The sequence below is a fragment of the Fibrobacter sp. UWB16 genome, assembly GCF_900215325.1.
In the GTDB taxonomy this organism is placed as follows: domain Bacteria; phylum Fibrobacterota; class Fibrobacteria; order Fibrobacterales; family Fibrobacteraceae; genus Fibrobacter.
Genome location: NZ_OCMS01000002.1, coordinates 952871 through 964891 on the forward strand (window position 1 = coordinate 952871; position 12021 = coordinate 964891).

General features: G+C 50.1%; 12 protein-coding genes. 6 read left to right on the top strand and 6 right to left on the bottom strand.

Annotation, left to right across the window (positions count from 1 at the left end):
- Positions 1–101 precede the first annotated feature (101 nt).
- The 5 genes from CRN95_RS09340 (at position 102) to CRN95_RS09360 (ending at position 4423) form a co-directional block, all read left to right on the top strand.
- On the top strand, positions 102–1181 hold the full coding sequence (locus tag CRN95_RS09340) for a hypothetical protein (protein ID WP_235002972.1): 1080 nt from the start codon (positions 102–104) through the stop codon (positions 1179–1181).
- The gene (locus tag CRN95_RS09345) at positions 1174–1623 is read left to right on the top strand and encodes a hypothetical protein (RefSeq protein WP_097020694.1); all 450 of its coding nucleotides are present in this window, start codon (positions 1174–1176) and stop codon (positions 1621–1623) included. Before CRN95_RS09340 ends, CRN95_RS09345 begins: the two co-directional genes overlap by 8 nt.
- A gap of 151 nt (positions 1624–1774) precedes the next feature.
- Complete coding sequence (gene gatB, locus CRN95_RS09350; protein ID WP_088659270.1) at positions 1775–3232, top strand: Asp-tRNA(Asn)/Glu-tRNA(Gln) amidotransferase subunit GatB; 1458 nt, start codon at positions 1775–1777, stop codon at positions 3230–3232.
- A gap of 89 nt (positions 3233–3321) precedes the next feature.
- The gene (locus tag CRN95_RS09355) at positions 3322–3645 is read left to right on the top strand and encodes a hypothetical protein (protein ID WP_235002973.1); all 324 of its coding nucleotides are present in this window, start codon (positions 3322–3324) and stop codon (positions 3643–3645) included.
- Positions 3646–3688: 43 nt separating this feature from the next.
- Entirely contained in the window at positions 3689–4423 is a 735-nt protein-coding gene (locus CRN95_RS09360; RefSeq protein ID WP_097020695.1) for an IMP cyclohydrolase, read from the top strand.
- 26 nt (positions 4424–4449) lie between these two features.
- On the opposite strand, the gene CRN95_RS09365 is transcribed toward CRN95_RS09360, so the two are convergent.
- The 5 genes from CRN95_RS09365 to CRN95_RS09385 all read right to left on the bottom strand — a co-directional run bounded on the left by CRN95_RS09365 (position 4450) and on the right by CRN95_RS09385 (position 9635).
- Positions 4450–5841, bottom strand: coding sequence for a GntR family transcriptional regulator (locus tag CRN95_RS09365; protein ID WP_088629737.1), 1392 nt, complete (start codon positions 5839–5841; stop codon positions 4450–4452).
- A gap of 3 nt (positions 5842–5844) precedes the next feature.
- Entirely contained in the window at positions 5845–7176 is a 1332-nt protein-coding gene (trmFO, locus tag CRN95_RS09370; RefSeq protein ID WP_097020696.1) for a methylenetetrahydrofolate--tRNA-(uracil(54)-C(5))-methyltransferase (FADH(2)-oxidizing) TrmFO, read from the bottom strand.
- A gap of 1 nt (position 7177) precedes the next feature.
- Positions 7178–7633: a hypothetical protein gene (locus CRN95_RS09375; RefSeq protein ID WP_073424267.1), complete on the bottom strand. Its 456-nt coding sequence runs from the start codon at positions 7631–7633 to the stop codon at positions 7178–7180.
- A 17-nt stretch (positions 7634–7650) separates the two neighbouring features.
- Positions 7651–8703: an IMP cyclohydrolase gene (locus CRN95_RS09380; protein WP_073424266.1), complete on the bottom strand. Its 1053-nt coding sequence runs from the start codon at positions 8701–8703 to the stop codon at positions 7651–7653.
- Between the two features lie 110 nt (positions 8704–8813).
- Positions 8814–9635: a NifU family protein gene (locus CRN95_RS09385; RefSeq protein ID WP_088629735.1), complete on the bottom strand. Its 822-nt coding sequence runs from the start codon at positions 9633–9635 to the stop codon at positions 8814–8816.
- Positions 9636–9796: 161 nt separating this feature from the next.
- On the opposite strand from CRN95_RS09385, the gene CRN95_RS09390 reads away from it, so the two are divergent.
- Positions 9797–10507 (top strand): hypothetical protein, encoded by a 711-nt coding sequence (locus tag CRN95_RS09390; RefSeq protein ID WP_088629734.1) that lies wholly within the window; start codon positions 9797–9799, stop codon positions 10505–10507.
- A gap of 104 nt (positions 10508–10611) precedes the next feature.
- Here CRN95_RS09390 and glgC read toward each other — a convergent pair whose 3' ends face one another.
- Positions 10612–11862, bottom strand: coding sequence for a glucose-1-phosphate adenylyltransferase (gene glgC, locus CRN95_RS09395; protein ID WP_014544985.1), 1251 nt, complete (start codon positions 11860–11862; stop codon positions 10612–10614).
- Between the last annotated feature and the right edge of the window lie 159 nt (positions 11863–12021).

Genomic DNA, 12021 nt, shown 5'->3' on the forward strand with positions numbered 1-12021 from the left:
ATCCGGGTTTAAATACTCGATTAAATGTTAGTAAAAAAAACTTAATCTTTTTTTTACTACATATAAAGCCCCCAATAATCTAATTTAAATATCCAAAAGAGGTGATTGTTTTGAAAAAAATTTTGTTGGCGGTGTTGGTTGTTTTAACGGCGAGTGCGTTCGCCCAAATGAAAATTAATGTCTATAAGAAAATTGATGGGAATATAGACGAAAATCGCCCTCTCGGATATTTGATGTCTTCGGATGCCATCAAGGAACTTCCGATTCCGAAGGACAGAATTGAACATGAAAGCTTTGTAGATGTTCAAGAAAAGGTGCGCGGGAAAAACGGGAAATACAAGACCGTTACCAAAAAGCAAAGGGTTGTCACTTACGAAGAAGTGGAACCAAAGGCTCCGCCACGTTATGTACCGGTGAATTGCAAGTTTGGCGATGTGTGGGTCAAGCGCTCGGAACTGGACCGCTTTATGCAGGAATATGCAGACTTGAGCGGAGAATATGTCTCTGAAACGGGACGCGTTGTGCTCAAGAGTTCGCCGAGCAACGCGAGCCGCTTTAACATTATCGTGCAAAACGGCAAGGACGATAACGTCGCCGAAATCGAAATGGGCAACCTCGAAAAGAAAAACATCAATGGTCATGCACGTTTTGTCTACAAAGAAGAAGGATGTGCCGTGGGTGTGGATGTGTTTAACCGCGTCGTGCGTGTGGCCCAGCATGGCTGCGAATCTTATAATGCCGGTGAATATACGCTTGCGGGTAACTATCCGACGTTCAAGGGCAACAATCGCATCGTCGAAACGTTTAATTTGGATTCCTATAGTTTTTCTTACCCTAAATACCTCTGGTGTGCAAGCGGTTATGACACATGCGAACCGCTGAAAGATGAACACGGTATTGTGAACATCACCTGGAGCAAGGATGGTCATGGGACGATTGAACGCAAGGCGGGGAGTACGGTGCATACGTACCGCGCCATGGAACGCGTAATTCCGCACAAGCGCGACTACTTTATGGGCGAAAAGCCGATTGCCATCAAGACTAAGCGCACCGATATGAGCGGTGAATGGATGAACTGGTATTTCTATCCGCGCGCAGGCCGCTTCAAGATGATGCGTTCTGGGCAGCGCCACGATGCCGCTTACATGGAAATTTACGAACCGGTCAAAGAAGATGATTAAGTCGATTGATCAAAGCCGCATTTTGTTTTTGGATTCGGGGCCACTCGTTAGGCTTTTGCAGATGCACCCGGACTATTATCCGATTGTTTCGGGAGTGCTCGATGGCGTGTACGAGAACAATGTGCAGGTCTTGGTTTCGTCTGTGACTTTGTTTGAAATTTGCAAGAAGGCGTATGGAGCAAACGATGGTGTGCTGGCAAGGCAGTACCGCGAATTTTTCGAGAAGTCTGCGAACGTACGCCTTTGCGAAGTGAATGCCGATGTGTCACTCAAGGCGGCTGAACTTTTTGCTGCCGCAGCCCGCACGAACCACAAGCTGACCGAGGCGGAATCTTTGCGCTTGGCGACTGCTTTTGTGAACGGCGCTGACTGCATCCTCACGGAATGTGCAAACTTCCGCGACGATACCGATGCGCTTGTGGTAACGCTCGACGAAATTTAGGCTACGGGGTATGGGCTCGCACCTTTAGTGCTTTGAGCACGCTTCGCTTTGATCAAAAGAAGGACTGTTTTTAAAGATATCTTTCGTCTTTCGTCTCTTGTCTTTCGTCTAAAAAACTATCTTTAGCGCGTAAAATTTATTGGAGTTTAACATGTCTAATTACTGTCCTGTTATTGGTCTCGAAATCCATTGCCAGCTCGCCACTAAGACAAAGATGTTCTGTGGCTGCGAAATTGAAGTGAACACAAGCCCGAACAAGCACGTTTGCCCTGTTTGCCTCGGTATGCCGGGTGCAATGCCGGTGCCGAACAAGAAGGCTGTGGAATACGCCATTCGCCTGGGCCTCGCTCTCAACTGCGAAATCGATTTGAACGCCATGTGGACTCGTAAGAACTACTTCTACCCGGATCTTCCGAAGGGTTACCAGATCACGCAGACGGGTGGACTTCCGGTGTATGACCATCCGATTTGCAAGAACGGCTGGCTCGAAATCGTGAAAGCCGACGGCACCAAAAAACGCGTGGGCATTACCCGTATCCACATGGAAGAAGACGCCGGTAAGCTCATCCACGACATGAGCCCGTCCCAGAGCCATTTCGACGCTAACCGCTGCGGTACACCGCTTTGCGAAATCGTGACCGAACCGGACATCCGTAGCCCGGAAGAAGCCGTGCTCGTCTTGAAGAAGATCAAGCAGACGCTCGAATACACGCGTGTTTCTAACGCCAACATGGAAAACGGCAACATGCGTTGCGACGGTAACATTTCCCTCCGCGCAAGCGAAGACGCTCCGTTCGGTATCCGCGCCGAAATCAAGAACTTGAACAGCTTCACGAACCTCGAAAAGGCTCTCTACTGCGAAATGAACCTCCAGGCATCGACGCTCGATGCAGGCAAGGAAGTTGAACAGTGCACCAAGCGTTATGATCCCAACGCCGACAAGACGATTGTGATCCGCTCTAAGGAAGATGCTCACGACTACAAGTACTTCCCGGAACCGGATATGGTCCGCCTCGTGACCGACCCGGCTTTCGTTGAAGAAATCCGCCGCACCCTTCCGGAACTGCCGGATGCACGCCGCGAACGCTTCATGAATGCTTTCGGCGTTTCTGAATACGACGCCCAGGTGCTGACCGAAGACCGCGATGTGAGCGAATGGTACGATGCCGCCGCCAAAAACTGCAAGAACGGCAAGGTGCTCGCCAACTGGGTCATCACGGAACTCCTCGCCAAGCTCAAGGACGTGGAAGGCGGTCTCTCCGCTCTTAAGATTAAGCCGGAACAGCTTTGCACACTCGTGAACCTCATTGCAGACAACACCATCAATGGTAAGATTGCAAAGACCGTGTTTGCCGAAATGTTCGAAACGGGCAAGGATCCTGAAGCAATCGTTAAGGAAAAAGGCCTCGTGCAGGTGACTGACACCGCTGCCATCGAAGCTGTGGTCCGTGAAGTCTGCGCCGCCAACGCCGCTCAGTTCGCTGAATTCAAGGCAGGCAAGGTTGCACTCAAGGGCTTCCTCGTGGGTATGACGATGCGCAAGTCCGGTGGCAAGGCTAACCCGGGGCTCGTGAACCAGATCCTCGACAAGCTCGCTAAGGAAGGCTAGTTTAGACGAGAGACGAAAGAGTGTTTTTTTCGAATTCGAGAAAGCGTCATTGTGAGCCCAAGGTCACTGAGCGTAGTCGAAGTGGGGGCGTGGCAAACCACGGCAGTTTGTTGCTCGTGGTTTTGTTTGCACTCTTTCTTTCTTTCCCGACCTCTGCCTTTGCAAAAATGGACCGTTCGGACAGTTCCTATGTCAGCACGTTGAACATGACCGAAGAGCAAAAGGAAAAGGTCTATGGCGTTGATTCCTCAACTCTCGCCAAAGGCCCGACCTTGCAGGAACTTAACGAAGAAAATCCGACTTACGTCAAGCGTGATTATGACCATAGGCAACAGGTCGTTGTTGGCAGCGTAGTGATGTTCTGCGTTGCCCTTGCGATGGTCCTGATGAACAATTACAACCCGAAGAGATAAGTTTAAACCTACAACAAAGTGCCGCTGGCACGCCGAAATCAATATGAACTACACAGAAGAAGCAAAACAGAATTTCAACGACCTCTCCAAGAACCCGTATCCGGGCCGTGGCATCGTGCTTGGCACAAGCGCCGATGGCAAGTCCTACGTGCAGGTTTACTGGATTATGGGCCGCAGCGTGAACAGCCGCAACCGCGTGTTTGAAATCGAAGCCGACACCGGTTTCATGAAGACCAAGGCTTTCGATGAATCCAAGCTCACGGACCCGCACCTCATCATTTACTATCCGGCTCGCCACACGAAAGACGTGCAGATTATCACGAACGGCGACCAGACGGATACGATTTACAATGCCATCAAGCTTGGTGGCACGTTCGAAAGCGCTCTCCGCACTCGCCAGTACGAAGACGATGCTCCGAACTTCACGCCGCGTATTTCCGGCATCCACTACAAGAATGCTGAACCGGCCATTTACAAGCTCTCCATCCTCAAGAGCCGTAACAACAGCGAAGACGCTGGCTGCGAACGCATGACGTTTGAATTCGAAAAGGCTCTCCCGGGTCTTGGTCACTTCATCAGCACGTACGAAACGGATGGCAAGCCGATTCCGTCTTTCAACGGTTTTCCGAAGCTCATGCCGATTTTCAATACTGCTGAAGAAACGCTCAAGGCTTACTGGGACGCTCTCAATGCAGACAACAAGGTCTCTTTGATGGTCAAGTGGATTGATCGCGAAACCTTCGAAGCTAAGACGCTGATTGTGAACAAGAACGTTTAGTTGATTGCGCGCCTTGAGCGCGCATCTTACTTCTCAATGACCTGCCCCAGAATCTGGTGCAGGCGTTTTTTATTCCCGAATCCATCGGGATTTTCGATGTAGTAGAAAATCTGCTTGATGAGTGCGCTCGTGTTAAAATCGTACGAGGCGATTCGGAGCAAATAGCTTTCGGCAGAGTTGTCGAATCCGAGCACGTTCGGGTCGGTTTTGTCGCCCGGCAATGTGCAATCGCCGTCATCGCTTATTTCGTAAAAGAGTCCTGCGACTTCATCGTTCACGCAGACCCAGCAGTTGCAATCTTCGGGCACATTCTTGGCGAATTGCAAAAGTTTTTTCTTCACGAGATTACGGGCGTATGATTCGACGGAAAATCTCGAAACTCTCTGTCTTGCGATTTCCTTGTAGTCCCACGGGCTTGCAAATTCGTCATCGGTAAATGCAATGACTTCTAGCCCCGAATTCATGAGGCCTGTCAAGCGGTCCTTGGACCAGGAACTGTTATGGTACGGCGAGAAATAACAGACCTTCTTGAAGCCTTTTTGCAACAGGTATTTGCCGAGCTGCTGGCCTGGAATTTCTCCGAATGTCGAGTTGAAAAACGCCCAGTTGTTCTTGCTCAAGAATCTCGGCGGGATGTTCTGCAGCGGGTGTTCCCACCACACGGAAACGGGGTATTTTACGCCGTAAAATAGCTGCAAAAGCGCATGTGGATTCTGCACCAAGAGCGTCGATAGCACCGCGCCAATGGCGTTCGGGTAATCTGTCAGGTGACAGACTTTTCCGCTGCGGTCGATGAGTTTGCCGCTTTCTTCGTTGATTCCGAGCAGAATGAGCTTGAAATGCTGTTCACCGGCAGTCTGGTAAACGAGACGCAAAAAGTCGAGTTCACGTTCGCTTTCTGCGGTAAAGCCGCCCCACGAATTGCATCGCGTGACGAACAAAATCTCGCTGAAATTCTTGACCGTCTTTGTCTTGAGCGGGGAGGCGAATGCGTACAAGCGCCCACGACGCACGAGAATTCCCTGATTCACTTTGTGGATCAGGAACTTGCGGAGAATCGTCTGCGACACGTTATAGCGGTCGGAAAGTTCCTTCGCAAGCGGCAAATTCCTATTCGGGTCGAGGAATCCCTTTTCCCAGTCCGTTGAAAATTCTCGTTCAAGGCGTTCGAGCACGGTTTCGCGATGAACCGTCTTCGAAAGCATTTGCGCAAGATCATTGGCGTCCGGAGCCTTGCCCCAGAAGAATCCCTTGCCGCGGATGCTGTAAATGAGCCCTTCTTCAGAGAGTTGCTTGAGTACGCCCTGAATGGTTCCCGACGAGACTCCAAACGTTTTCATCAGCTTGCGTACAGACGGGAGCATTTCCCCGTCTTTCAGCTCTTGCTGCAAAATCGCTTGTTTGATCTCATCACGCATATTCTATGCCATGTTACGGGCTGCAATCCATTCGCGAACGGCGCGTTCAGCACGTTCGGCAAGAATCTCTTTCTTGTTCTTTTTCTTCAAGCCTTCGTGATGGGGGAGGAGGCCGAAGTTGAAATTCATCGGCTGGAAATCCTCGTTCTCTTCGACAAGGCGGTTCATCAAGGAGCCGATGCAGCTTTCATCTGGGAGCGGGTCAGAATGCCCGTGCAAAATCGTCTGGGCCATATTCCAAGCGGCGTACCAACCAGTTGCCACAGCTTCGGTATAACCTTCAGAACCCGTAATCTGGCCAGCAAACCACGTAGGCGGAATGTCCTTGGCGCAATCGAGTTCCGGACGCAAGCGGAGCGTCTTATCAAGGAACTTCGGCGATTCGATGAACGTGTTGCGGTGCATGCAGCCGAGGCGTGCAAATTTTGCATTGCGCAGTGCCGGCACCATGGTGAAGATTTCCTTTTGCGTGCCCCACTTGAGGCGCGTCTGGAAACCGACCATGTTGAACAAAGTCTTCTGCTTGTTTTCGGCACGGAGCTGGATCACGGCATACCACAGATGTCCGTTGTTTCCAAGCCCAAGCCCAATCGGGCGCATGGGCCCGTGGCGTAACGTTTCGTAGCCACGACGCGCCATTTCTTCGACCGGCAGGCAACCTTCAAAAAGTTCACGCTTTTCGAACGGGCGCGGTTCGGTTGCTTCTGCTTCGCAGAGCTTATTCACAAATTCAGTATAAGTTTCTTTATCGAGCGGGCAGTTGATAAAGTCTGCCGTTTCGCCCTTTTCCCAGCGGTTCATGTAGAACGCATGGTCAAAGTCAATGCTGTCTGTCTCGACGACAGGAGCAATCGCATCAAAGAAGTGCAGACGATTACTGCCAAGACGCTTAAAAATATCGTCGGCGAGAGCATCACTTGCCAAAGGCCCTGCGGCAACAAGCGTCGGGCAATCGCCTTCAAGGCTTGTCACTTCTTCGCGGTGCAGCGTGATGTTCGGAAATTCTGCAATCTTCTTTTCGACAAGTTCACTAAAAATGTCGCGGTTCACCGTCAAGGAATCACCTGCTGGCACTGCCGCTTCGCGCGCGCAATCCAGGAGGAAACTTCCGAGCAGAGTGAGTTCCGCTTTTAAAAGGCCGTGGGCACTGGTAATGCCTAAAGCCTTGAAACTGTTAGAACAGACGAGTTGGGCGAGGTGTCCATCCCTGTGGGCGGGCGTCTGCCTGTTGGGGCGCATTTCGTACAAATCCACCTGAAAACCACGGCTCGCTAATTGTAAAGCCGCTTCGCAGCCTGCAAGACCGCCACCAATAACACGTACTCGTTCGTTCATTTTAATTCACCACAATTTTCCGGTAACTCTTCGCGTTTCCGATCCAGAGCTTGACCAACAATTCTTCGAGGGATGCCGTACTTACGCATTCCGGGTCCGCATCCTGAATTTCGTCCGAAATAAGATTCGCCTGAGTCAAGTTCAGCATGCCGTAGTACAAAGCCTCAAGTAACTGAGACAAAAACTCGGGCGAAACCTTAGCAACAGACTCCATGTCGTTCAACGGCGGGAGCTGCGTCTTATCCGGCTGGAACTGATCCAGGTTATCCATAGTCCACATGTCGGTCGCCTTGCTCATTTCGGGCGAGGGCGCAATACCGCTAAGCTTGGAACGGTAATCGTTCCATTCCTTGGCGGTCGTTTTCCCGGCCTTGCGGACAGACTTCAAGAAGGAGAGAACTGCGTAATACAGGTCCTTCTCCCTTTGGTTTGATTCTTTTTGAGATACTGGAATCATTCTTACCTTATAATGAATTAGTGGCGGAAGTGGCGCATTCCGGTGAACACCATCGCAATGCCGAACTTGTCTGCAGATTCGATGGAGAGGTCATCCTTCTTGGAACCACCCGGCTGAACAATGTAACGGACGCCAGCATCATGAGCGGCTTCGACGTTGTCCGGGAACGGGAAGAATGCGTCAGAACCCATAACGACTTCGCCGAAGACCTTCTTTTCGAGAGCCTTGAGGCCTGCTTCGTTGATGAGCTTGCCGTTTTCATCGAAGAATTCCTTTGCTTCCGGGAGGCGAGCAACGTTGTCGCGGACGCGCGGCTGGCAAAGGCGGAGGTTCGAGTCAATGCGGTTCGGCTGACCCGGGCCAAGACCCATCACCTGGAAGTAACCCGGCTTGTATTCGTAGCACATCACGATAGCGTTAGACTTTGTATGCTTGGTGACGAGCCAAGTGAAGCGGGCGAGGTCTTCCTTGTTCTTCGGGAACTGAGCCTTCGTCACGCATTCAAACTTTTCCCAAGTACCGATGTCGCGGTCCTGGACGAGCATACCGCCAATCACGTGCTTGTAAACCTTGCAAGGCGTCGCCTTCTTGATTTCGCCAACTTCGAGGAGGCGAATGTCCTTGGACTTGTTCTTGAGGAATTCGAGAGCGTCGTCATCGAAAGCCGGAGCGAGCAAAATTTCAACGAACTTGCCCTTGAGGAATTCGGCAGTCTTCAAATCGACCTTGCGGGTCACTGCAATCACAGAACCGAAAGCGGACACCGGGTCACCAGCCCAAGCGGCTTCGAGAGCTTCGCGGAGCGTTTCGCCCGTAGCAAGACCGCACGGATTCATGTGCTTCACAATCACGACAGCATTGCCGTCGCTGAATTCGCGAGCCATTTCGAGGGCGGCGTCAGCATCGACGATGTTGTTGAAAGAAAGTTCCTTGCCCCAAAGCTGCTTGGCAGAAGCGAGGTTTGCTTCGGTGCAGGTCGGGTCGCGGTAGAATACAGCGGACTGGTGGGAGTTTTCACCGTAGCGCATCGGCTGCGGGTCAACGAATTTCAAAACGAGTTCTTCGGACATATCATTTCCTTTGTGGATTTTTCCGATGAAAATATAGAAAAAAGCCCACGCACGGTGGGCTCAAAAAACTAATAACCAATGACTATTGACCAACGACTGCTGGCTAACAATTAGAACAAACTAGCAGGCGGATTGTTGTCGTCCAATCCCGGCAAGTCCGGATTCTGCGGAATGTTGGCGAGCGGGTCTTCCGGTTCAACGATCAGGTTGTAATAGACATTATTCTTGAGCTCGTCTTCGATGTAGAAGAGCGTGCCGCCCATAGCGCTGCCGCATCCGGCGCATGCGCCTTGATAGCGGATTTGCAAACGGTTGTCGTCCGTCAAGTCGAGAATCTGCACATCGCCACCATCGCCTTGGAGTGTTCCGCGGACGGTCTGGTGGAGCCATGCTTCAATCTTTTCGATCTTTTGAGCCTTGGTGAGCGCATTCCATTCGGCATCAGCTTCGGCACGTCCTTCAGCGGTTTGCGTGCGGTACTTGATGCGTTCCATCTTCTCGCGAACGATGATTGCTGTAGCCTTCTTTTCTGGATAGACGAGCTGAATCTTCGAAATGAGCGTGTTCATCTGCTTTATTTCTACGGCGTCCTCCGGGATAGCTCGCACGTTCGGCGTGTCGCGCAGTTCTTCTTCGAGGCTTTCGGCGGTAATCTTGCAAGCGTTATCAATCGTCGCCATCTGGATTTTGCGGCAGAACGAATCGGCAAGGGCTGTAAAGAGCGGCCCGCCGTACGTAAAGAATCTCGTTTCCAGAATCTTGTCGCATTCCGGGTCAATCATCAAGTAGACCTTAAGGCTCGCTTCTTTCACATCGACGAGGGCGAGGCCTTTTTCATCAGCTTCAATCTGGAAAATAGCCCCGCGGTACTTGGGAGCCTTAGCAATATCTTGTAACTTTTGAGAAAATTTTGCGCTTTGTTCTTCGTTCATGAGCGCTAATTTAGAAATTTATAACGTTTTTGGGGAGGATTTTTCTAAAACCTTCTAATTTTATAGGTTTGCTCCAGGTTGTAATAATTTTAATTCAATTTTATTTCATTTTTATGTTTTTTATATTATTTTTATTTTTAAACATTAACAAGGAGTATCCCATGAAAAAGATGTTTCTCGCCACATTAACGGCACTTGCATTATGCAGCTACAGCTATGCACAAGATGACGAATACGAAGATGAGGCTCCAAGCCGCGTCGAAAAAGCACCTTCAGTTGTTGAAGATGAGGATGAAGCTCCTGTCGTTAAAAAAGCTGAATCGAAAAAAGCAGTTAAGAATACAGCATCCTCCGAAAATCCTTTCTTTGGTATCGGTCTTGATGTAACCGGACTGATGTCTAGAAATTACGCCATCAATTTCTCCTTCATGCTCAATCCGGACATGATGTTGACTGCTATTTTCGGTTTCCAGCACCAAGGTGAAACAACCGTTTCGTCTGGAGGAACTGATACTAAAATGCAAGACAACACGACAACGCTTGCCGTGGGTGCCGCGTTCGACTATTTCGTCGCAAGAAAGTTCATTCCGTTTTCAATTGGCGGGGAATTTGTTTTCAACAGTCTGCCTGATGATGTTGTAATGGGAATGTTCACAGAAAGCAATGCTCGTCTAGACTTTGGCGTGATGGCTGGTATACATGGGGCAATTACACCAAATTTGATCTTGTCTGGAAAATTGGGATTTGAATTCAACTACTACTTCGGCGACATCAACGATGTTGACGACTTGGGAGATCCGATTACCGGTGACTATGGACACATGGATTTCGGTCTTGCTTACAAGATTAACTTGACTTGGTTTGCGTTCTAGTCCACAAAAATATTGAAAACTTAAAAGGCATCGACTAAACGTCGATGCCTTTTAAGTTAAGCCCATTTTTTATTAAGCTTGGCGCTCTTCGAGCGCGAGCTTTGCTAGGCCTTGATAATCGTGTCCTTGGCAAGGACGACAATACCGGATTCGGTCACGTGGAAGAGTTGCTTGTCGCGTTCCAGGTCGTAACCAATCTGGAAACCGGCCGGAATATGCAAGCCCTTTTCAACGATAGCGCGGCGTACCTTGGCACCCGGGCCAATCGTCACGTTCGGGAAGAGGATAGATTCTTCGACGAGTGCGTCCTTCTGGATGGTAACACCCGGCGAAAGAATACTCTTCACAACAGTACCGCCACCGATAATGCAGCCTGCAGAAACGATGGAATCGACGGCTGCGCCCTGATGGCTTTCGTTGTCGCCCGCAAAGAAACGTGCAGGCGGCTGGTTCCAGTTGTACGTACGGATCGGCCAGTAGTTGTTGTAAAGGTCGAACGGCGGATTTTCGGAGCAAAGGTCCATGTTTGCTTCGAAGAATGCATCAAGCGTACCCACATCGCGCCAGTAACCCTTCGTAGAAGCCTTTTCGCCACGCACGATGTTCGTGTTGAAGTCGTAAACATACACCGGGTATTCCTTGTACAAGCGCGGAATGATGTGCTTGCCAAAGTCCGTTGCACCGTCGTTTGCGCCCTTCAAGAGTTCGCGCACGAGGAACTTGCTTGTGAAGAGGTAGTTACCCATGCTGGCGAGGCACCAACCCGGACGGTTCGGCATCTGCTTCGGTTCCTTCGGCTTTTCTTCGAAACCGATCATGCGGTTGTCCGCGTCAATTTCGATAATACCGAATTCACGAGCTTCTTCGACCGGCACCGGAATAGCAGCAATCGTGAGGAGGGCTGCACGGCTCAGGTGGAAATCAATCATCTGGTTGATGTCCATCTTGTAAATGTGGTCGCCACCGAAAATAGCCACGAGGTCCGGGCGTTCGTCGGTAATCAAGTTGATGTTTTGGAAAATAGCATCGGCAGTACCGCGGTACCATTCGTCACCCGTACGCATCTGGGCGGGTACGAGGTCCACATACTGGTCCAAACTTGCATTCAGGCTCCAGGCGGCAGAAATGTGCTTGTTCAACGAATCGCTCTTGAACTGCGTCAAAACCTTGATCTTGAAAATGCCGGAGTTGATGAAGTTGTTAAGAACAAAGTCGATAATGCGGTAGGTTCCGCCAAAGTGTACGGCGGGTTTTGCACGGTCGCGGGTGAGGGGCTGTAGACGGCTCCCTTGTCCACCAGCCATGATCATGCAAAGAATATTCTTTTGATGCTCTCTTGAGTAAGACCAGCTCATGAAATTCCTCTGTAAATTCAATTTTGTAATAGCCGTCCATAAAATACTTTTTTTTTTGCAAAAAACCTTATTTTTTTGAATTTTTGTTAAAAAAAACATACCCCGCCATTAGCTGACGAGGTATTTCAAAAAAAATGTAAACCTGTAAAAGATTCGATT

Coding starts and splice junctions, on each gene's coding strand:
- glgC (WP_014544985.1), bottom strand. CDS start 11,862: ATGAGCTGGTCTTACTCAAGAGAGCATCAAAAGAATATTCTTTGCATG.
- CRN95_RS09375 (WP_073424267.1), bottom strand. CDS start 7,633: ATGATTCCAGTATCTCAAAAAGAATCAAACCAAAGGGAGAAGGACCTG.
- gatB (WP_088659270.1), top strand. CDS start 1,775: ATGTCTAATTACTGTCCTGTTATTGGTCTCGAAATCCATTGCCAGCTC.
- CRN95_RS09365 (WP_088629737.1), bottom strand. CDS start 5,841: ATGCGTGATGAGATCAAACAAGCGATTTTGCAGCAAGAGCTGAAAGAC.
- CRN95_RS09390 (WP_088629734.1), top strand. CDS start 9,797: ATGAAAAAGATGTTTCTCGCCACATTAACGGCACTTGCATTATGCAGC.
- trmFO (WP_097020696.1), bottom strand. CDS start 7,176: ATGAACGAACGAGTACGTGTTATTGGTGGCGGTCTTGCAGGCTGCGAA.
- CRN95_RS09380 (WP_073424266.1), bottom strand. CDS start 8,703: ATGTCCGAAGAACTCGTTTTGAAATTCGTTGACCCGCAGCCGATGCGC.
- CRN95_RS09385 (WP_088629735.1), bottom strand. CDS start 9,635: ATGAACGAAGAACAAAGCGCAAAATTTTCTCAAAAGTTACAAGATATT.
- CRN95_RS09360 (WP_097020695.1), top strand. CDS start 3,689: ATGAACTACACAGAAGAAGCAAAACAGAATTTCAACGACCTCTCCAAG.
- CRN95_RS09345 (WP_097020694.1), top strand. CDS start 1,174: ATGATTAAGTCGATTGATCAAAGCCGCATTTTGTTTTTGGATTCGGGG.